Here is a 20,636-nt window from a genome sequence, read left to right as displayed (position 1 = left end):
CACACGTCCCCGAGGAAGAACGCCCACCGGCCGCAGTCCAGGGGGAACAGGTCGTAGAAGTCTCCGCCCAGCAGATCCGGGGATGCCGTGTGGTAATAGGAACCGGCCTCCAGGCCCGGGATCGCGGGCAGCTGCGAGGGCAGCAGGCTCTGCTGGAGAACGGCGAGCGCCTCCTGGAGCCGGACGCGATCAGCCTCCGCCCGCCGGCGCGCCGCTTCGGCCTGCCGGTGGGCTTCCTCAGCCGCCTCGCGGCCGCGCAGCAACTCCGCCTCGTAGGCGCGGCGGTCGCGGGCGTCGAAAACGGTGGTGCGGATCAGCAGGGGCTCACCGTCCTCGCTGGTCTTCACCTTCGAGGTGACCAGCACCGGCATCCGCGCCTTTCCGGCGGCCCTGATGTCCAGGGCGATGCCGCTGACCTCGCCCTTCATCTGCAACAGCGGCGCGAAGTGCGTCTCGTGATAGAGCTTGCCCCCCACAGTGAGCAGATCGGTGAACCGCATCCGCCCCACCACCTGCGCACGCTCCATGCCCGGCTCGGGCGCCTGGTCGGTCCTGCACATCACCGGCTTGTCCCGACGAACTCGATGATCGCGCCCGCGGTGGCCTGCGGCGCGCTCAACTGCGGGCAGTGACCCGTCGCCTCCAGCGTGACCAGGCGGCTGCCGGGGATCGCCGCGTGGACGTAGGCGCCGACCTCCCGGGGCGCGATCACGTCCTGCCTGCATTCAAGGACCAGCGTCGGCGCCGTGACCGTCTTCAGGTCCTCGCGGCTGTCGGACAGGAACGTCGCGCGGGCGAAGACGCGAGCCATGTCCGGGTCGGTCGCGCAGAACGAGGCGGTCAGCTCCTGGCCGAGTTCCCGGCGGTCCGCGTTGCCCACGATGACCGGGGCCATCGCCGCCGACCAGCCCAGATAGTTCGACTCCAGCGACTCCAGCAGCTCGTCGATGACTTGGCGTTAACCGCTGTACCGATGTTCCGACCACCGCCGATTGCATCGGATGCGCACCCGCAACGGTCGGCGAATCGGTCTGCCGGAAGTCGGCGGTCGCGGCGTTGAGCTGCGGACTTGAGCGAGGCCGAGGCCGTCGGCCGTGGGCGGGCGGCCTGCGACAGCGTGCTGAGTTGCGGCTGCCCGCACAGTACGGCGCGGCGCCCGTCGCCGCCTGGCCCGAGCCAGCCGCGGGCGGGACCCCAACGGCCTACGGCACCGGTGGATGGACGGCATCGAACCGGCCGCTGGTCGCGTCGGGAAGCGATGCCAACGGTGACGGCCTTCCCGACCTGTGGGCCACCACCCCCGACGGCCAGCTCCTCTTCTCCCCCGGCGGATACGATGCCTCTGGCCATCGCGTTGACGGGCCGTCAACCGTCATGGGGACGGCCCGCCCGAACGCCACGGCCTCGATGAGCTGACCGTCCACGACCACACCGAAGGAGCAGGGGACCCGGCCGCCGCGCGTACGCCGCAACACCACCGAGGACAACCGCCACTCATGACGAACACACCCCGGGCCAGTGTCGACACACGGCCTCTCGTCCAGTACCGGTCAGTCGTCGTATCGGACGCGGAGTGCCCGCAACCGGGCAGCGACGCACCGTCCGCGAACGGGACTGACCGGGCCCAGGCCGGACGCCACGGCATCATCCTCATGTCCGACGGAAACGACTTCTACCCCCTCGTCCGGCTCCGCCACTGGGACTCTCCGCCACAGCCACCGGAAGGCACCTGGGACGAATCCCCCACCTTCGCCGTCGAATTCCCGACCGGATCCATCTCCGTCAGGCACCTCCTCGGAGGGAGCGCCGGTGACAGCATCCCGGTGCCCGCCGGACTGTACGAGATCAAGGCATACCGACGCGGAAACCCCAGCAATTCCTACACAGGCGACATGCCCACCCGCCCTCCCGCCGAGGCCACCGAAGAATGGACCGTCGACTTCTGGCCCGCTCCCGGACCAGCGACCACACCCCCATCGTGAGCCCCCGCGACCACAACGTCCGCCGCCTTACAGCACAGATTTCCCTGCCTAGGATCCCTGACAACCGCTGAGCCCCGGGCGTGACGCACAGGGCCAGTTCCTCCCACGGCATCGGCCACCGCATGATCACAACTCACCCAGACCGGACAGCAGTCTCCAGAGCACAGCCATCATCACGGTGGCCAAAAACGCGGCATTGCTCCGAGGTGCCAAAGACACCAATGGCTCCCCCGCACCGGAGTGACTTCACCCCTCGCGACCACGCAGGTCCTCCCCCACCAGATCGGCGCTCCGCCAAGCCCCGGCGAGCAAGTCCCGAAGCCAGCCCAGACTCGCGCCCTCTGCACCCTCCGCGACTGCCCAACAGCCGTTGCCCAGCAGCTCCGCGACTAACCCCGCGTCAACTGCCCTGCCCCAAGGCACCGGAGACCACGTCCACTGGACCCTGAACACGGCACCGACCGAGAGCCGGATTGACCGCGCCGACCAGCCTTTGCCGCCCGACTGCCGCCGGGCCGCGGACTACCAGAGGGAGTTTCTGACCTGCCCGTCGTGCAGGGTCACCACCTGCGTGCCCGGGGTGTGCATCCAGTCGAGGACTGCCTGGAACTCGGGCCACCGCGTGGAGGTGATCTTCCAGTGCCTGCTGATGTCGGCGCTGGTCCGGTAGCACTCGTTGAGGACGTACACCGTCCGACCCGTCAGTGCCGAGGCCGGGTCCAGAGGGTCGGCTCGCTCCGGACCCTTCGCGAGGCCGTAGGCGACCAGGAAGGACTGATGAGTGTTCCTGACGAAGCGGGCATGGCTGTCCCACAGGCGGTCGCCGACAGCGACGTTCTTGGCATCCGTGGTAACGGCGATGGTGAGCAGATGGTCCTGGGCTGTGCAGGGGTTCGGCGATGCGGTGTGCCGCGCCGCTGCCTGCGGGACCGCTGCGGCGGTTCCGTATCCCACGGCAGCCACACCCCCCATCGCCACAACTGCTCCTACGGCAGCGCAGAGGGCAAGCCGCTTGCCACGCGCGAGTTGACTTGGCACAGGAATTCCCTTCGTGCGAACAGATCTCTGTGGGTCCTGGCAGCCGGCACGTGAAACGGGCCCGGCACCGCGCACCCATCCCTAGTAGGCGGCTCCCCTCGTGCCCACGCCTTCCGGACCGGTCAAACAGGTGACCACGCTTCCAGCCGCCGCCACAGAACTCGCAGACAGCCAATCCCGGACATCCAGGCGCCTACAGCGGTAGCTGGAGCCTGGGCCTCCCCAGCGGATCACACGACACCTAGAGCGTGTCTCTTTGATCGGTTGGTCAGTTGATCGGATGTGTCTGTCCGATGAATGATCACTGATGCGATGTGGGACCGGATCGAGCCGCTGATGCCTGCCGATCCGGTCCGTGCGCGGCGGTGGGCCGACCACCGCAGGATCCTTGAAGCCATCGCGTGGAAGTACCGGATCTGCTCACCTGGCGGGACCTGCCGGAGGAACCCGGACCGTTCCAGACTGCTGACAAACGGCTGATCAGGTGGGGTGCCGACGGGACGTGGGAGAAGGTCTTGACTGCCGTCATGGCAGCTGCGGACGCCGACGACGACATCGACTGGACGGTATCGGTGGACTTCACCATCGTCCGCGCTCACCAGCACGCGTCAGGCGCCCGCAAAAAGGGGCGGCAACCTGCGACGAGGCCACCGAACACGCCCTCGGACGCTCCCGCGGCGGGCTGAGTACCAAGGTCCACCTGGCCGCGGACGCAGGAGCGCGACCGCTGGCCTTCGCCGTCACCACAGGCCAGGCTGGTGACGCACCCGCGTTCGAGACAGTGATGTCCCGCATCCGCGTTCCCCGCTCCGGCACTGGCCAGCCGCGGACCCGACCCCTGACCGTGCTGACCGACAGGGCGTACTCCTCCCGCGCCATCCGCACCCACCTACGGCGCCGCGGGATCGGGCGGTCATCCCGCAGCCGTCCGGCCAGATCGGACACCGCCTCAGACGAGGCCGCCAAGGCGGCCGCCCACCCGGCTTCGACCCCGACGCCTACAAGCAACGCAACACCGTCGAGCGGTGCATCAACAGACTCAAGCAGTAGCGCGGCCTGGCCACACGAACCGACAAGCTCGCCATCGCCTACCAGGCCGCACTCCATCTCGCCGCATCCTCATCTGGAGCCGACGCTGACCAAAGGGACAGAACCCAGGCCTCAATATCTCGACCACGCTCCCGACAACCCGAGATCATTCACCGGTCGAACCGGAAGGCCGTCACGAATGACCAAGTTTTGGCGGCTAGGGAAGCTTCCTGCTCCCGGCGGGTGGCCCCTTCCTCGCGCAGAGTGAGGGTGGACGAGAGATCAGCGACGGCCGAACCCACATCCCCGGATGCCACAAGGCGGCACCGGCGCGGATGTGGTAACGGTTCGAGCGCCCGAACCTGCGGCGAGTCAGGTATTCGGCGGATCTGAAATCGGCAATGGTCCGGAGCCGTGTGCGCAGGTTCGAATCCTGCCGAGGGCACTCCGGGCTCAAGGCTCTGACCAGTAGAAATGACTGGCCAGAGCCTTTCTGATGCTCGTTGGCTGCCCAACTGCAGGCTGCCGATGCACCTGCCCTGTCCCCCGATGGAGCAGGGCCCCAGGGTGTGGCCTGCGGATGTTCCGGCTGACGGGTGGTCGGGGGCGGTCTCGGGATGGCGGCTCGGGGACGTGGTGGAGGAGGGATGGCAGGCGGAGGAAACGAAGGGTGCGCATCGACCGTCATGACGCCTCCGGCAGCGCCCGGGAATTCCAGACCGACCGGGATGAACTGGCGATACGCGCGTACGGCTCAATGCCTGTTTCGTTCACGTTCTCCGTGTGACCGGGTATGAACGCGGTCGTTTATAGGCAGCCTGACATCGCGGCTGATGCGAGATTACAGGTGGGTTTTCGTCGGTCTCCTGGCTACGGAGAGTCGCCGTGCCCGACTGGCGGCTGGACCCTCGCCCGCCGCGGCCCAGGTGCGCGGGGTACCGGCCGGGCGCGGTAGCTTACCCGGGTGAGCCTCCTTGATGATGTGGCCGAGCGCGACGGCTGGCGGTGCTGGGTGTGCGACGAACCGGTCGACCCCGAGATGTCGGTGAACGACCCGCGGGGGCCCAGTGTGGACAGCCGGACCGCCGACCGGAAGGCCAAGGTCGCCGAGCGGCTGGCGCACCGCGGCTGCAACACCCGCAAGGGCGCGGTCGAGGTGGTCATCGCCTGGCCGGACCGCCTGTACGTGGTCGAACCCGCGCCGCTGATTACCGTTGCCGGAAGACTGGAGCGCAAGGGGGCCGCGAGATGGTGGGCCGTTGTCCGACCCGGCGGGACGCCCAGGAGGCCGCGGATTGGCTGGTGGACCGGTTCTCCCGACTGGTTCCCGGGCTGCCGGTGACCGCCGAAATCGAGCCAGGCGGCGGCCAGTTCCTCGTCATCCTGGCCACCGGCCGCCGCTGACCGGGCAGTTCGCCAGCCCCCGCACGCGTCGCCCGCCTGCGCGCGAGGGGCCGGTCGGTGACCGCCTCCCCCGGCGTCCTGTCCGCCGACCCTGTCAAAGCCCAGGTGGAATATCTGACACCGCCGGCACAGAAATACCAGCAGACCGACCGCAGCATTTCGTGCCTTTAGCGGCCAGTAATCGGAGATCCAGCATTACCGCTGGCGGCATGCTATGGTTTCCCCAGTTGCAGTTGTGGTTCCCAAAGACTTCAAGTGCCTTCACTGCTGTAAGCGGTGGAAGCACTTTTGTATTTCCGGTGCATTCCGGATGGGGCAACCTCGCGGCGACGCGGAGGCCGCACAGTGCGGGCTCCGGGCACTGCCCCGAAGGAGATATGACATGGCTACTGGCACCGTGAAGTGGTTCAACGCGGAAAAGGGTTTCGGCTTCATCGAGCAGGACGGTGGCGGCGCTGACGTGTTCGCCCACTACTCGAACATCTCCGCTTCCGGCTTCCGCGAGCTGCAGGAGGGCCAGAAGGTTTCGTTCGACGTCACGCAGGGCCAGAAGGGCCCGCAGGCCGAGAACATCGTTCCCGCCTGACGCTCACGCGTAGCAGTAGGCCGGGGCCCGCACCTTGGGGTGCGGGCCCCGGCCTACTTGGTTTTCCCCCCGCCCCCGGCCGCCATGGCGGCCCGCGCGCCTTCCCGGCCGCCCGGAGGAGCACCTCTGCCGCAGCGGGGAAGTCCAGCCCCGGTCCGCCATCAACGTGTGAGTACCGCTGGTGCCCGCGGGAACGGCCGGACAGCTCGTCGAGAGCTCCAGATGGCCCGCTTCGTACATTCACTTTCATCGGTTCGTTCCTGTGCTCCCTGTGCGGCTCGTCTGCCGCCGGGGATCCCTCGACGCACCGCATCGAGGAAGGTTCTCCGTGAACCGCACTGTTCGCTCCACCGACCGCTACTCCCGCACCCGCTCCCCGGGTTCCGGCTCCGGCTCCGGCTCCGGCTCCGGCCGTGGTGGATACCGCGGCGGCCAGGCCCCGAGCCGTTCCGGCGGCCCTTCCCGTTCCGGCGGCCCTTCCCGTTCCGGCGGCTACGGCGGTCGGCGGCCCTCGGCCCCGCTGGGCGAGTTCGCCCTGCCGGTCTCCGTCACTCCGGCCCTGCCGCCGGTGGAAACCTTCGCCGAGCTCGACCTGCCCGCCACTCTGCTGACGTCGCTGGCCACACAGGGAATGGCCGTGCCTTTCCCGATCCAGGCCGCGACACTGCCCAACTCCCTCGCGGGACGTGACGTGTTGGGCCGCGGGCGCACCGGCTCCGGCAAGACCCTCGCCTTCGGCCTGGCCCTGCTGGCCCGTATTGCGGGTCAGCGCGCCGAGTCCCGGCAACCGCTGGCCCTGGTGCTGGTTCCGACCCGTGAACTGGCCCAGCAGGTCACCGACGCTCTCACCCCGTACGCCCGCGCCCTGCGGCTGCGGATGACCACGGTCGTCGGCGGCATGTCCATCGGCCGGCAGATCAGCGCGCTGCGCGGCGGAGCGGAAGTCGTCGTGGCGACGCCCGGACGGCTCAAGGACCTCATCGACCGCGGCGCGTGCCAACTGGGCCAGGTCGGCGTCACCGTCCTGGACGAAGCGGACCAGATGGCCGACATGGGCTTCATGCCGCAGGTCACCGCGCTGCTCGACCAGGTGCGCCCCGACGGCCAGCGGATGCTGTTCTCCGCCACCCTGGACCGCAACATCGACCTGCTGGTGCGCCGCTACCTCAACGACCCGGTGGTCCACTCCGTCGACCCGTCAGCCGGCGCGGTCACCACCATGGAGCATCACGTTCTGCACGTGCAGAACACGGACAAGCACGCCACGACGACCGAGATCGCCGCGCGCGACGGCCGGGTGCTGATGTTCCTCGACACCAAGCACGCCGTCGACAAGCTCACCGAGCACCTGCTCAAGAGCGGTGTACGGGCGGCGGCGCTGCACGGCGGCAAGTCGCAGCCGCAGCGCACCCGTACCCTCGCGCAGTTCAAGACCGGGCACGTCACGGTGCTGGTGGCCACCAACGTGGCCGCCCGCGGCATCCACGTCGACGACCTCGACCTGGTGGTCAACGTCGACCCGCCCGCCGACCACAAGGACTACCTGCACCGCGGTGGACGCACCGCCCGCGCCGGTGAGTCCGGCCGCGTCGTCACCCTGGTCCTGCCCCACCAGCGCCGCGAGATGACCCGTCTGATGACCACCGCAGGCATCACCCCGCAGACCACCCAGATCCGGTCCGGGGAAGCCGAGTTGAACCGCATCACCGGAGCCCGCACGCCTTCCGGTGTGCCCGTCACCATCACCGAGCCAGTCGCCGACCGCACCAGGCGCAGCACGTCCGCCGCCTCCGCGCGCGGCCGGCGCAGCCGCCCCGCCGCGGCCCGGCGCTCCGCCCGTCCGACCACGGCCTCGACGGAGACCCAGGGCCGCCGTACCGCACTCAGCCCGGCGGCCTGAACGCCGCCGGACCGCACTCACCAGGGCGAACCGGCTCCTGTCCCCATCCCCCCCTCATCTCCGCGAGGTCCCATGCGCTGCATCATCGCCCACTTCCCCTTCGACCTCACCAAAAGCGGCGTGCAAGCGTCCATGAAGGGCATCAAACCCGAGGTCGTCACGGGCGAGTACGTGATCATCGGCCGACGCCACTACCCCGTGAAGCAAGTGGGAGAGGTGATCACCCGCCAGGACCGCCGCGACTTCAGCGCCGCCGAGATGACCCGCGCCCTCCTCAGCCTCGGTTACACCTGCCGCAACATCGCCCCCCACGTCCCCGCCACCGCCTCCAGTCCACTCCGGACAGCCCAGTCACTGCTCGGCATCCCCGTGACAGCCTGACCCACGAGGAGAACCCACACTCGCGGCACACCGGCGGGCTCCTGGCTCCGAGCAGCAGGCGCCCGATCCCGCCTCGTCCCACGCGCGGAGGTCACTCCTCGGCCCGCGCCAACCCGGCCAACGGCCGTGCCAGGCTTCCGATTCGAGCGGTCGCCGACCCTTGCATGTCGCGGGCGGACGCTCAGCCCGCGGTCGCCGACCCTCGCATGTCGCGGGCGGACGCTCAGCCCTCTGCCCCACCAGCCGTCGGCGGGGCAGATACCAGGGGCCTCTCGGGCGACGCCCGAGGAAAAGGGCTGCGGGCGGCCTCGCCGCAGAGCCCGCGTCCACCAGCCCGTGGGGCCGCGCCAGCCGCGTGATTGACGACTGCTTCTTCCCTTTCACCGGTGCACGGACAAGAAAATTCCACATAGATGCGGAGTTCGCGAATCTGGTGCCGCACGCCGAGCGAGCAGGAGTTACAGAATGGCCACAGGTACTGTGAAATGGTTCAATTCAGCTAAAGGATACGGATTCATCGAGCAGTCGGGCGACGGTGAAGACGTCTTCGCGCACTACTCCAATCTCGTCAACGACGCTCTTCCTGGGCTGACCGAAGGCCAGAAGGTCCACTTCGACATCGGGCAGAACCCAAGGGGTCTGTACGCGGAGAACATCACCTGCGACTGACGCCGGGCCACTCCCGGCCCGTCCCAGTCGGCTCGCTGTCCGGTGGCTCCGTAGCGTGGACACGGCGGTCTTCCCGGTCCGGACCCCTCCGCGATCCGACGGTCGCGGCCCGCCCCGACACACGGCTCGTCGATCCGGGCGCCCGTACCGGAAAAGACCCGCGGCTCTCGTGAGAAGTGCCGATCTTTCTCCGTACGCTTGGTCAATCACCCGAGCACAGCGGGCCCCCCCGTGGTCGATCACCATCTCTCCTGGCAGGCCCAAGGATTGGCCGTCGCCGGGACACCACAAAAGCGGATTCGACCAGCCGCGTGCAGCGAGCCACGCATCCCCGGCTTCGGCCCGGCGACCACCCGCTCCACCACGACGCCCACGACGCCATCCGCGGCAGAGGACCGGTGGCCGGGCCCGCTGGCGGAAGGTGCACCAGCGGTGTCCGGGACGACGTCGGGTGGCGTGTCGGCACCAGGCCGGGAAGCACGCTCAGGAGCCGGCGGCTGAACGTCTTCGGCGATCATGTGCACATATGAGGAGCACCTCCGCGAGCCGCAGAGGCTCCCTCGTGTCAGGGACACCGGTCAGACGTCGGCCCGGTCGCCGGGTTGGAAACGGCGTAGTTGTTCGTTGATGCGCTGCGCTTCCTCGAGCTGGTCTTCGAGGATCACGATGCGGCAGGCCGCCTCCACCGGGGTGCCCTGGTCGACGAGTTCGCGGGCGCGTGCGGCGATGCGCAACTGGTAGCGGGAGTAGCGCCGGTGGCCGCCCGCGGAACGCAGCGGGGTGATCAGGCGGGCTTCGCCGATCGCGCGGAGGAAGCCCTGGGTGGTACCGAGTATCTCGGCTGCTCGGCCCATGGTGTACGCGGGGTAGTCGTCGTCATCGAGACGCCCGTTCGTGTCGCCTGCTGTCATCGCACCTCTCTGCGGAACGCGTGGAGGGGCCCCGGTGCCATACCGGCACCGGGGCCCCGAAGGAACTGCTACACCATCTGCCGACCTGCTATTGCGTCGGCCTACTGTGTCCGCACCGCCACCAAAGGGTGAGCGGCAGGTGCGGGGATCGCGGTTGCTTGACCGGAGACCACCTCACTATCGATGTCCTGCGGTACCCGGACTCAACACTCCGCCCGGGCGATCCCGATGGCGCTCAACTCCTCCGTTCTTCCCTCTGGATCAACTGCCTGCCAAACGTGAACTGCACACTTCTCGTACTGCTGATGGCCTCTACCAGCACCACTCTTCGACAGCCAGCCCCGTCGCCCGTCCTGCGTCTTCTCTGGCTTGGAACCCCACTGCCGAACCTCCCGGTGCGCGCGCCCGCAGCCGACGCCTTCACCGAGGTACTGCTCACTGACTTCGCTGCTGGTTACCGCACACTGCACTTACCGCTACTACCGCTGCGGTCCTTCTCACGGCGGCCCCTGATCACTGCGGGCCACCCGGTCCGGTCGTCAGTCCCATCGCCCGTCTGGCAACATCCCTGGCTTTGGAGCTCCACCACCGTACCGACCTGCGTCATGTGCGTACTGCCTCCCGGCAGTTCGTCTCTGCCGGGCCCTCTGTCTCTCTGGGTACAAGAGAAACCGTACCCACGCCACCACCAAATGTCTACTCCGGCCATCACAGATTTTCAGTCACCGGGGGCCGAGGTAACCTGCGACCAACTCCGACGCCGGGGTCCTCGCGGCCCCCACGGGGGACGGATCACCACCGCCGTCCTGCGCGACGCCACCCACTGGGACGACATCGTCCAGACCCTCGGCTACGAACACCCGCGCCGACACGACCTGAGACGCACCGGCCCGACCTGGACGGCGGACACCGGAGTCCCCCTGCACGTCCTCAGATTGATCGCCGGCCACGGCTCCCCGCAGACCACCCAGCGCCGCCTCCAACCCCTCATCACACGGAAACCGCTGCTGACAAGCCGAAGGGCCCGCTGACCTGGCTATATGCCAGTCCAGCGGGCCCTTCGTGCACCGTCGGGACGACAGGATTTGAACCTGCGACCCCTTGACCCCCAGTCGCGAAGGCCAAGGGATCTCCCCGCCATTCGGGACCAATCCCGTGCGCACTAAGTGTAGTTATGCACCCATCGCTCACCAACGTGCAGCGCGTGTGGTCCCCGCTTGGTCCCCTGCCGTAACGGACGAGACGGTCGCCCGAGCCCGCGCTGCGGCCGAGTGCCTGATCGAAGCCGGTGATCAGGCTCAGGGTCTGACGGCACTTGCGGGCAACCGCAAACTGGTCCTGGGCGCGTACGGATGGTGGCGCCACGACCGGTCGGGCTGCTGCAGCAGCTGGCCGACGGACCATGGTCCGTCCCCCGACCCCTGTTCGCTCAGACCACTCCAGGTCCACCACTGCTGTTCGCGGGTCTGGTCCCGCGGAAGCCGATTTCGACGCACTCCATGACACAGAAGCTGAACCGGCACAGGATCTCGTGCCGCGCGGCCCGCACCTCCGCCCTCGTCACCAATCTCCCCAGCCCCATCCTCGCCGACCTGACCGGCATGCAACGCCACACCGCGATCCGCTGGGTCGCCTACGTCAGACGCGACTGGACCGAGTACTTGGCGGCACGAGCCGAGGACGAGGGCCACAAACGGGAGAAGAAGCCATCCACCATTTGCAGCCGTGTCAGCGAGTCCGGAGCGACAAGAGTCAGGTCGAACGCGCGGCCGTCCCGGACCTTCTCGCCGCTGTCCACGTGCAGCCCGACTATCGCCGCCGCGATCTGTTCCTCCTTCGCCTGCATGCCCCGTTGCAGACCAAGAACGTGCAGCGCTTCATCCGAGCCAGACCACACCGTGTGCGCCCGCGGCTCCTGCGGCCTCACGAATGCCGACGGTGCGACCAGGGGGTCCGTGGCGAACTTGGCGTCCTCTGGCTTCGTGATTGGCCGAACCGTCAGCATGGACACCCCTTCGTTCACGGGACGGGAGTTGCAGCTGCTACCGGGCCTTCCGGGCCTGGGTCTGGCACTCAGGGAGAGGCACCCCGGAGGCGTCGCCGCCCCGCTACCGTGCCGGTGGCGGGGCTCACTTGTCGCATGCCGGCGCGGAGTAGTGCCGGGCCCCAGAGCGCGAGCTCGACACCACAGGCTGGGCAGCGCACCTGGTGGCGGGGCCGGACGCGCCTCCTACTCAGGCTCGCCGACGACCAGAGCCCACCGCTCCTCGAAGCCGGTGCACCCCCGCAGTTCGGTGGCGAGGTACCGCACGGCGGCGTACGCGTCCGTGCGGTCCGCCTCGGGTCGACCGGGCTGGTGCAACTGCTCGCACCGCTCGGTGATGTAGACGAACGCACCGCACCACGCCGTTGACGCCGAGCCTTCTGCCATCGCCGCCCGCGCCTTCGTCACGAAGGCCAGGAGCTCGGCCCAGTCGTCCCCCACCGGGTCGTTGTGCTGGCGCGCCTGGCGCATCGCGTATCCGCAGCGCACAAGGTGCCGCGCCAAGACAACGGCGTCATCGACTTGGCGTCGCCCCTCCGCGGTCCGTGCAGTGTTGTCACCGCGAAGAAAGTGGTAGGTGAGCTTCGCCGCCTCGGCAAACGCCCTCTGGCGGAGGTCGCGTTCCGTGCTGGGGCTGCCGAGCCCGGCTGTCTCGATCGCTTCCGTGAAATGCTCTCGGATTGCGTCGCTGCCGAACAGGTCGCCCAGCCGATCGAACGCAGCCATCAAGTCCTCCATCCGGGTGCCCCAGCGCCCGTATGCAGTATGGCGCGCGGGTCCGACAGGTCAGCCGCTGGTGTTCTCGGTGAGCACGTCCGTGACGATCTGAGACAGCTCATCCGACGACAGGTCGTCGCCCGCCGGGGGCTTCGACGGCGCCCCAGGTCAGCACCGCGGTACCCGGGGCGTACCGGGCTTTGATCGCGGCCTTGCACGATGCGGGCCCGGGGACCGTCGCTTTCGTAGTGGTGTGCGAAGGCGTCGCGGCGGCGGGCCTCGGGTTGGCTTTGGCGGACGCGGTCGTCGTGGTAGTGGCCGGTGGGGTGGCGGTGTCGTCTGGCCGGCTGCGGGCGGCTGACAACGGATCTGTCGCGCCCTTTGAACGATCACTCTCTGGTGAGCCGGGTGGAGGGCTGATGACCGAGCACGAGCGGCCGAAGGGTGTGCTGCGAGTGAGTGACCGGATCCGGTTTGAGGACCGGGTCCACACCGTGGTGGGCTTGTCGGGCACGGCGGTCCGCCTGCTCGACGAGCACAACACCGCGAGCATGCTGATGTTCACTCACCTGATGGTGTCACAGGAGTTCGAACTGCTGGACTCTACGGCGCCCACGCCGGCGATTCCGCCCTTCGGCCTGTTGGACACCGTTCCCGAAGTGGCTCTGCGCAAGGCCCGGTTCTACGAGAGGCACCTGATCGAGGTGGAGACCAGGCTCCCGCCGGATGCGCCGAAAGGGACTGTTCCTCGGCCGGAGTACGACCCGCAGTGGCGAACCGTGAACGAGCGCGTCGTGTCCAAGGCGGCCGGGCTGACCGCGGCAGGCAACGAGGTGTCGGACCGGACCCTGTTCCGGCTGAGGTCGAAGTGGCGGGATGAAGGGCTCTGGGGGTTGGTGGATCGGCGGGCTACCCGGTTGTCCATGGTGCCGGGCATCGGGCGGGTGGACGAGCGTCTGGCCGAGGCGGTGCTGAAGGTCCTGGCCGCGCAGGAGGATGCGTCGTCGGGGACCCGCACCCGCGTGATCCGGCTGGCCGAGAAGCTCGTCGCCGAGCGGCATGGGCAGGGCGCGGTCCCGGCGTTCTCTGGCCGGGCGGCCGGATGCTCCCGTTCACTCCGACGCTGGCCGCCCGTCCCGGTGAGGTGGTGCAGATCGACACCACGCCGCTGGGCGTGCTGGTTGTCCTGGACGACGGCGTGGTGGGGCGGGTGGAGGCGCACATCCCTCCACGGCACTGGCCTACGTCGACGCCCACGACCGCCTGAACGGGTGCTTCACCAGCGAGAGCAACGGTGAGCCGCTTCAACAGAGATGGAACCGCCGACTCCACGTGCTGCGCGAGGACCCGTTCGGTGATCCCCACCGTCCCTCCGACGCCCGGACCGAACCGGCCACCTACCCCGAGGCCATCGTTCTCACCGGCCTGTTCGCCTCGCGTTACTGGCAAGACCATCCCCAGTTGCCGACCGAAGCGGCACAGCGGCTCAACATCGCACCCCATCGGCTTCCGCTGCATGAGACGGTCGTCACCGCGACCGAGGAGGGGCCGTGATCTCACTCGCCGGCTGTCAGTGTCGATCGTCATCATCGGAGACATGACCAACCCGAACCTCATCACCGGCAGTATCTGGCGGCTCCACCACGGCGACCAGGAGATTGCCCGGCTGACCGTGACCGGCGCCGATATGCCCTGGACGCGCGCAGAAGTCGAGGCACTTCCTGGTTTTGAAGAGTTCCGTCCCCTCTTCAGTGAGCAAGAGCGGGCTGTCGACGAGGAGGACTGGGATCGGGCCGATGCCTGCTACACCCAGATCCGCAGTGCGCTGACCCTGACGTTTCCCGGCGGCAGCCGGGTCGCCGAGTTCATGCTGCACATCCACGACGACGGCACCGCCGGCTGGCGCTGGCACGACGAGCCCTTCGACGCGGTGAGCCCGTGACGGCCTGGGTCCACTGCTTCTGGGACGAGGAAGACGGTTGTTTCTACTTCGAGTTGGACGCCGATTGCTATGTGATTCGTCAAGTCGAATTGCAGGAGCCTGGAAACAAGGCTCTGACCGCTGCCTCGCTGGCCGAGTGGCAAGAAGCCCGAAGAGACGGTCGGTCCGTTGAATACGAGAGCGTCTACGGTCTGACCGCGGAACCGGCCATCTCCGAGTGGGAAGGGCACGACCCGCAGTCGTCGTCGGCCGATCAGTTCGAGATCGTTTGGTCGACCGCCCGCGGTGAACTTCAGCATCGTCAGCGGCGCCCCCTTCCTGAGCACGTCCATTACTGCGGATCCCGACCAGGAAAACTGCCATCTTCAACCCGAAAACGACCGTCAGGCGTCTCGCCAACCTGGCAAGGTCCTGCTCAGGCGGCACCACCCTCGCCATGATCCATGAGACGCGCCAACCGCACCGCCCACGCGTCTTCGCGACGCCTCGTCGCTGCCCCCCAGTAAATCGCGGTTGAACCTGTCACTCCGCAGGTCAACGGCCTCGCCCCTGCAAGATCTAATGAGACGGGCCAGTCAGCAGGTGTCAGATCCGGGCGGCTCCGTGAAATGCGTGTCGTGGGAGTCGCCCTGCATGGAGCGTGCCAAATCGAAGACGTGCTGTACCTGGGCAGCGGACAGACGCCGTGCCTCCCACAGCAGTGCTGCGGCATCTACCGCCTCCGATGGCGGAGGTGGTGGAAGCTCAGTCAGATCGACGCGCGTCAGCGCGGCGAGATCGCGTGCGTCGATCCCCATCAGGGCAGCGAAGTCCGTCACCAAGCGCGGGGTCAACTCCTTGCGGCCAGTGCCGATCACACCGTAAGTGGCCGCCGACAGATACGTGGGCGTCACGAACGCGAGCGCCATCGCCATGCCCGTCCAGTTCAGATTGCGGTACTGGAGCATGCGGATGACCCAAGCACCCGGACCGCCATCGAGGGGCATGAGCGGCTTCGGGACGAAGCTGGAACACCGCTTCTCCTGCGGCAGCGAGCGGACCAGTTGCAGAAGCTCGCGACGTCCCGCCGTAGGCAGACGCACCGCCTCCGTCACCGTGTTCCTCACCCATATCGCGGCCATGGCGTCCAGCGGCGCCATGTCGTCCGGGACCGCCAGCCCAGCGAGGATGAACAGATCGACGGCATGGAAACCCAGTGCGGGCCCAAGCCGTCGGAGGAGTTCCTGCCTGGGGCTGTCCCCGGCGAGCACAGCGCGGACCTCGACTGGGCTCAGCCCGGCGCGGTCGGCCAGTTCCTGGGCGCCGAGTTCTCTTTGGTCCAGCAGCCGCGCCAGCATCGCGCCGAACGCGAAGTGCTCCGTCATACCCGCAGACTAACCAGGTGCGCGTGTGGGACACAGCCGTCCTCGATGAACGCGGGCCGCTGAGGGCGCGGGCGGACCTGTCACTGGCGACTGCGATGATCGCTCTGGCCGGCGTGAGCACGCTGGCACCGCGCCTTTGGAGTGGTTTCGAATGGATACGTGGCAGGAGCTTTCCGCGCTGGTGGACGAGCGACTGAAGGCGATGCCGTCCGGCGAACGCGGTGTGTTCGCCGCCGGTGTCGCGGAACGACTGATGAGTCGGCACGAGGCACTGCCCGAGGACGATCAAGCGCCGCTCACCATGAGCCTGCGGCCTCTGTTGAATTTCGTATGGGAGGGCGTTCTCGGCGACTCGACGGCCTTCTCGGCCGTCAAGCGCGGTGTCGGCGAGTACATACTCAGCGAGTACTGCCCACAACGACGGCCAGGACGGCCCGGATGACGCAGACGAGTCGGCAGCAGCGGCGACGTTGTATTCCGCACACGCCTACCTTTTCGGCTGCCAGGAATTCGCAGCCTGGACCAGCAACCAGGCGGTCGACCAGCACCTTCAGTACCTGGCCGAGCAGGAAGAAGACGACGAACTTCCTGTCGACACGGACGAGGTGCTCGCCTCTGAGCTCCAGCGGCAACTCCGGGATCTGGACCTCATCGCACGACACTCTAAGGATCTTCGCCACGCCAGCTTGGGACTGCCCATCGACACGTCCATCCGACTCCGTGTCGAACTACGCGCTCCCCTCTCCAGCCGGGAGTGAGCTCCCCAGCGGCCCATCCTCCGCCCGGTACGGAGTCAAGTGCCTGCTGCCCTGCCCCGACCAGATTGTTTGAGATGGGTTGTCACCCTTTCGAGTGACGTGATTTGGGTCTTGGCAGCGACGGTCCGCAAGGTGCTCGGCCCTCGCAGGGCAGGGGAGATCGCAGCGGGGCGGAGGTGGTCGTGGACGGGGGTGCAGTGATGGCGTCGGCTGGGGAGTACGCCTCAGCCGTGGAGGTCGGGTCCGTCGATGCCGATGGCGTCGAGCGTTCCGGTCCACTCGCGCGCTGTTGGGCCGAGAACTTCGATTTCGCCTCGCCAGCAAGGTCGTTCAACGCGTTCAAGGGTCAGAAGGCGCGTGCGCCTTCGGCGGTCATCGTGTAGTACCGGCGCGCCGGGCGGCCCTCGATTTTGGGGTCGATGTCCTCGGCTTCGCCGATGATCCATCCGGCCCGCTCAAGGCGCGCGAGCGCGGGACACAAGGAGCCACTGGAGACCCGAGCGTTTCTCATGGTCTCCACGCCGAGGTCAGGGTCTACCAGGAACATAGGTCCAGGGCCGGTGGAGGGCTGGGACGCCATCTCGATCGGGAGATTTCAGAGGCTGGCACCCCCGTCTGCCGTCGGTCTGGCGCGGCGTCGAGCTGAACTACTTCCTGTACGGCACCGTGGTGGTGACCGGCAATGACGTCGACCAGCCGCTGCCAGCCAGAATCCCGGGGCAGGTGCACGCGGCCAGCGAAGCGGCGTCCGCGATCGCGGCGGAGTGGCTCGTCCGACGGCCCGCCTCTGACCGGGCCGCCCGGGCCGGGTGCTCGCCGGGGTGCGCCACGGGTCCTCAGCGCGACCTGACGGGTGATCCGCACGCCCGGCGCGATCACGCGGTCCGGCGGGGGCCGGGCGGCGGCTTCCCGGACGGCCCGCTCGCCCGCGTGCTGCGTGCCACGGTGGTGGTGACGCGCGCGCCTCACCGCTGACGCTGTGCCGGGCCGCCGGCCCCTGCCGGCCGGTCCCCGCACCGCGGCGCTGTCCGGTGCTACTGAACCTTGACCGTCTGCCACTGAACTTGATCATCTCGGGTGACTGCTCGCAGACGGTGGCCGCGCCGATCACGAACGCGAAGTAGCCCCACCGAGCAGGAGCGTCCCCGGTGGCGCTCAACGGCGACAACTGCATCGCTGGAAGCGTCAGAGCCGGAAAGAGGAGAAGCCCGGTGGGAACCGGTGATCGTGGTCCAGGTTCTCGCGTATACGGGTCACTTCGGCGGCGGTCAGCCGCCGCTGCCCTCCGTTCGTGAACAGGTGCCACTGCCAGTCGGCTTCGTGCCAGCTGTACGCGACCACCGGGTCCAGCGGCTCCGCTTCCAGCTCTGCGGCCTCCTCCTCAGTGAGCGGCGGAAGCCCCCAGGCCAGGCCGGCCCAGCCGAAGCGGTAGGGCGGCTCGCCCGCGGGCTGGCGTGCCAGCTTCGCGTACGGCCGCCCGGCCTCGGCGGCACTGTGCCGCGGTACCAGCACCGGTTCGAGGCCGATAACGATCAGCCCGCTGTCCGGGTCGCCGTCGTCGAAGGTGACCTCTTCCAGCGGCCAGGGCCACCACCGGGGCATAGGCCCGACCATGGCGCCGTCGCCGTAACGCGCCTGCCACCGGCGGAGCCGGTCGAAGAACGCGGCGTCCTCGTCCTCACCGAGGGCACTCTCACCCGTGTTCTCGCTCATGACCCCAGTAGAACCCACCCCACTGACATCGGCCGACGGCCTATCCACATGTGCAGCCTGTCCGGCGCGACCATCGTCTACGAGCAGTCACCCCGAGGTGATCATCACGGTCGGCACCAGGTTCCACTCGTTCGACGGCCGGACACTGGAGATCTTCGGCGGTGACCCAGTCCGCTTCTACATACGGAACATGTACGTACACGTCACCCGCCTCCGAGACCTGTTGCCCGGACGTCGCCGATCGAACTTCCCTACGTTGTGGCACGGGTCCGGGCCAGCCCTTCGTATGGTTGGCCCGCCCAGGGGTGTCGGGTGTGGCTTCAAACTCCTGCCGCTTGTGGCCGCCATCTGGGCCGGTATCGACGCAGGCAAACCCACCACCCTGTGTGGTGATCGACGAGAGTGGCCGCCGGCTGCTGTCTCGACGGGTCGCTACTGAGCCTGAAGGTGTGATGTCGAGCAATCAGCTGCTCTACTCGCCGAAGTCCTGGAAGACTGGGGTTATGCCTGAGCAACTGCAGAAATGGTCTTTGACCAGGGGGACAGTGGTCAAGCACATGCACTACGGGCTCAGGGTGCAGGTTCCGTCCGGCGAGATTGGCGTGGTCGACCGTGTTGATATGTCTGACGGCTATCTCGACTCCGAAGACTGGCCAGCGGTCGGCTCCGTCATCACGGTTGTTGGCGCTGGCTACGCAGGCCGTCAACTCCGGCTGAGCACCCGCCCGAGTCACATCGAAGAGGCAAGGATCCGTGCGGCGGCGAGCGAGCAGACGGCGGCCGGGGCCGGTGGTGCTGGACGGCCACCCGGGACCTGCCCAAGCTGATCAAAGGCCGGGATCTGGGACGACCAGGGCGAGTCCGGTTCCAGCGAGGCACCCGTCGATGATGTCGGGCCGGTACTGGACCTGGCGCAGGCCCCGCCGCAGAGCGCGCATCAGGTGAGCGGGGTCGGTGAAGGCGACGTTGGCCTGGCAGCGGCGCCGGAGCAGGGACCAGATCCATTCGACCGGGTTGAGTTGCGGCGCGTAGGGCGGGAGTTAGCGGACGGTGAGCCAGTCCTGGGCATCGATGAACTCGCGCAGACGGCGGTCGCGGTGGACGTTGAGGTTGTCCCACACCAGGACGATCGGCTTGCCGAGCTGCTGGTGGGCGACGAGGAGCAGGTCACGGTAGTCGGTCCAGAAGAAGCTGCGGCGCGCACCGGTCTTGTGGTCTGGGTGAATCAGCGGCCGGTAGATCAGGCGAGAGCGTTCGCCTGTCTTGTAGCAGGTCAGGGCCGCGATGGGGATGCGGCGCTGGGAGCGTCCGCGGACGTGGATGATCGGGGTGTGGCCGCAGAGTGACCAGGTGCGGGTGGTGGACGGCGTCATCGAGAAGCCAGCCTCGTCCTCGAAGACGAGGTAGGCGTCGAGCGCCGCCGCGGTGCTTCCGCGGTTGGCCAAGTCTCCTTTGCCCAGCCGACGACGGTGGTCTCGTCTCGCTCGACCGCGCGTCGAGCGGGGACCTGGTGGCTCCAGCCGTGGCGGCGCAGCATCTGCGAGATGCCCGAGAGCGAGAGGGTCTTGTTAAAGCAACGCCCGATCAGTGTCTTGATCCGGGCCAGGGTCCAGGTCTGGTCCGGCCAACCGTGCGTGACCACACCCTTGGCCAGCTCGGCCTCCAGCACCACGAACAGCGTGTCGCTCAGCTTCGGTGTGGAGACTGGTCCCGCCGACCGCAGCCCCTCCAAGCCAGCGCCCTCCCAGGTCCGGCGCCACCGCTGCACTGAGCGCACGCTCACCCGTAAGTCCTTGGCGACCTCCCCGTTGGAGCTCCCGGCGGCGAATCGCTCGGCTGCCTCCATCCGAATCCGCTCTCGAAACATCTGGCGTTCGGGCGTCAGCCCCACCCTGCGGATACCTCATACAACCGGCATACCGCGACGATCACCTTCCGTCAGCCCCCGACGACATCACACATCGAAGGTCAGTGACGATGAGCCGGAGCTCGTGCACGGGGGCGGGCCTGCGACAGCACGCCCATCCTAGGCTTGTTGGTCATCTTCCCCACGGAAAGAGCCGCGGCGAAGAGCTGTTCGACGGCCTCGCGGACCTGCGCGGGGGTGGCTGCGGGGAGGTCAGCTCCTGGGGTGGCGGATCGCGTCCGGGAGGGCGGACCAGGAGGCGCGGCCGGTCTCCGGGGCAGGGACGACCGAG

The 20,636-nt window shown here is 68.1% G+C and carries 17 protein-coding genes and 5 pseudogenes; 11 read left to right on the top strand and 11 right to left on the bottom strand.

The genetic code is table 11. The features are described from left to right. The 3 genes and pseudogenes from ACIQCJ_RS29910 to ACIQCJ_RS29900 form a co-directional block, all read right to left on the bottom strand. Positions 1-560: pseudogene (locus tag ACIQCJ_RS29910) on the bottom strand (histidine kinase); the annotation flags it as partial. Continuing rightward, positions 560-949, bottom strand: a pseudogene (locus ACIQCJ_RS29905) (alpha/beta fold hydrolase); the annotation flags it as partial. The pseudogenes ACIQCJ_RS29905 and ACIQCJ_RS29910, both read right to left, overlap by 1 nt. Positions 950-2,504: 1,555 nt before the next feature. After that, the gene (locus ACIQCJ_RS29900) at positions 2,505-2,936 is read right to left on the bottom strand and encodes a hypothetical protein (RefSeq protein ID WP_402713085.1); all 432 of its coding nucleotides are present in this window, start codon (positions 2,934-2,936) and stop codon (positions 2,505-2,507) included. Positions 2,937-3,317: 381 nt separating this feature from the next. Between ACIQCJ_RS29900 and ACIQCJ_RS29895 the strand changes: the two are divergent. From ACIQCJ_RS29895 to ACIQCJ_RS29870, 6 genes and pseudogenes are all read left to right on the top strand, one after another. Next, a pseudogene (locus tag ACIQCJ_RS29895) lies at positions 3,318-4,159 on the top strand (IS5 family transposase). 854 nt (positions 4,160-5,013) lie between these two features. After that, positions 5,014-5,453 (top strand): annotated as a pseudogene (locus tag ACIQCJ_RS29890) (hypothetical protein). Between the two features lie 382 nt (positions 5,454-5,835). Further along, entirely contained in the window at positions 5,836-6,039 is a 204-nt protein-coding gene (locus tag ACIQCJ_RS29885) for a cold-shock protein (RefSeq protein WP_311297653.1), read from the top strand. Positions 6,040-6,367: 328 nt separating this feature from the next. Next, complete coding sequence (locus ACIQCJ_RS29880; protein ID WP_402713084.1) at positions 6,368-7,939, top strand: DEAD/DEAH box helicase; 1,572 nt, start codon at positions 6,368-6,370, stop codon at positions 7,937-7,939. A 72-nt stretch (positions 7,940-8,011) separates the two neighbouring features. Beyond that, complete coding sequence (locus ACIQCJ_RS29875; RefSeq protein WP_401308827.1) at positions 8,012-8,320, top strand: SCO5918 family protein; 309 nt, start codon at positions 8,012-8,014, stop codon at positions 8,318-8,320. A gap of 465 nt (positions 8,321-8,785) precedes the next feature. Continuing rightward, positions 8,786-8,989, top strand: a complete 204-nt coding sequence (locus ACIQCJ_RS29870) for a cold-shock protein (RefSeq protein WP_401308830.1) — start codon at positions 8,786-8,788, stop codon at positions 8,987-8,989. A 578-nt stretch (positions 8,990-9,567) separates the two neighbouring features. Here the strand turns inward: ACIQCJ_RS29870 and ACIQCJ_RS29865 are convergent. From ACIQCJ_RS29865 to ACIQCJ_RS29855, 3 genes are all read right to left on the bottom strand, one after another. Next, positions 9,568-9,900: a MerR family transcriptional regulator gene (locus tag ACIQCJ_RS29865; RefSeq protein ID WP_402713083.1), complete on the bottom strand. Its 333-nt coding sequence runs from the start codon at positions 9,898-9,900 to the stop codon at positions 9,568-9,570. A gap of 1,633 nt (positions 9,901-11,533) precedes the next feature. Continuing rightward, positions 11,534-11,905: a hypothetical protein gene (locus ACIQCJ_RS29860; RefSeq protein WP_402713082.1), complete on the bottom strand. Its 372-nt coding sequence runs from the start codon at positions 11,903-11,905 to the stop codon at positions 11,534-11,536. Between the two features lie 225 nt (positions 11,906-12,130). Next, entirely contained in the window at positions 12,131-12,670 is a 540-nt protein-coding gene (locus ACIQCJ_RS29855; RefSeq protein WP_402713081.1) for a hypothetical protein, read from the bottom strand. A 410-nt stretch (positions 12,671-13,080) separates the two neighbouring features. Between ACIQCJ_RS29855 and ACIQCJ_RS29850 the strand changes: the two genes are divergently transcribed. The 3 genes from ACIQCJ_RS29850 to ACIQCJ_RS29840 are packed head-to-tail and all read left to right on the top strand — an operon-like array spanning position 13,081 to position 14,603. After that, entirely contained in the window at positions 13,081-13,959 is an 879-nt protein-coding gene (locus ACIQCJ_RS29850; RefSeq protein ID WP_402713080.1) for a hypothetical protein, read from the top strand. 34 nt (positions 13,960-13,993) lie between these two features. Further along, the gene (locus tag ACIQCJ_RS29845; RefSeq protein ID WP_402713079.1) at positions 13,994-14,215 is read left to right on the top strand and encodes a hypothetical protein; all 222 of its coding nucleotides are present in this window, start codon (positions 13,994-13,996) and stop codon (positions 14,213-14,215) included. Between the two features lie 43 nt (positions 14,216-14,258). Beyond that, positions 14,259-14,603, top strand: coding sequence for a hypothetical protein (locus ACIQCJ_RS29840; RefSeq protein WP_402713078.1), 345 nt, complete (start codon positions 14,259-14,261; stop codon positions 14,601-14,603). A 575-nt stretch (positions 14,604-15,178) separates the two neighbouring features. Here ACIQCJ_RS29840 and ACIQCJ_RS29835 read toward each other — a convergent pair. After that, the gene (locus ACIQCJ_RS29835) at positions 15,179-15,967 is read right to left on the bottom strand and encodes a hypothetical protein (protein WP_402713077.1); all 789 of its coding nucleotides are present in this window, start codon (positions 15,965-15,967) and stop codon (positions 15,179-15,181) included. A 151-nt stretch (positions 15,968-16,118) separates the two neighbouring features. Between ACIQCJ_RS29835 and ACIQCJ_RS29830 the strand changes: the two genes are divergently transcribed. Then, entirely contained in the window at positions 16,119-16,409 is a 291-nt protein-coding gene (locus tag ACIQCJ_RS29830; RefSeq protein WP_402713076.1) for a hypothetical protein, read from the top strand. Positions 16,410-17,071: 662 nt separating this feature from the next. Here the strand turns inward: ACIQCJ_RS29830 and ACIQCJ_RS29825 are convergent. Next, positions 17,072-17,236: a PadR family transcriptional regulator gene (locus ACIQCJ_RS29825; RefSeq protein ID WP_402713075.1), complete on the bottom strand. Its 165-nt coding sequence runs from the start codon at positions 17,234-17,236 to the stop codon at positions 17,072-17,074. 674 nt (positions 17,237-17,910) lie between these two features. Next, positions 17,911-18,438, bottom strand: a complete 528-nt coding sequence (locus tag ACIQCJ_RS29820) for a hypothetical protein (RefSeq protein WP_402713074.1) — start codon at positions 18,436-18,438, stop codon at positions 17,911-17,913. A gap of 452 nt (positions 18,439-18,890) precedes the next feature. Between ACIQCJ_RS29820 and ACIQCJ_RS29815 the strand changes: the two genes are divergently transcribed. Continuing rightward, positions 18,891-19,265: a hypothetical protein gene (locus tag ACIQCJ_RS29815; RefSeq protein WP_402713073.1), complete on the top strand. Its 375-nt coding sequence runs from the start codon at positions 18,891-18,893 to the stop codon at positions 19,263-19,265. Here the strand turns inward: ACIQCJ_RS29815 and ACIQCJ_RS29810 are convergent. Both ACIQCJ_RS29810 and ACIQCJ_RS29805 read right to left on the bottom strand, forming a co-directional pair. Next, positions 19,266-19,811 (bottom strand): annotated as a pseudogene (locus ACIQCJ_RS29810) (transposase). Further along, entirely contained in the window at positions 19,808-20,284 is a 477-nt protein-coding gene (locus tag ACIQCJ_RS29805; protein ID WP_402713092.1) for a transposase, read from the bottom strand. Before ACIQCJ_RS29805 ends, ACIQCJ_RS29810 begins: the two are co-directional and overlap by 4 nt. Positions 20,285-20,636: the final 352 nt, after the last annotated feature.

Source organism: Streptomyces sp. NPDC093221, assembly GCF_044753885.1.
Lineage (GTDB): Bacteria > Actinomycetota > Actinomycetes > Streptomycetales > Streptomycetaceae > Actinacidiphila.
The sequence above is the reverse complement of the archived record's forward strand: the minus strand, read 5'-3'. Positions and strand labels throughout refer to the sequence as shown.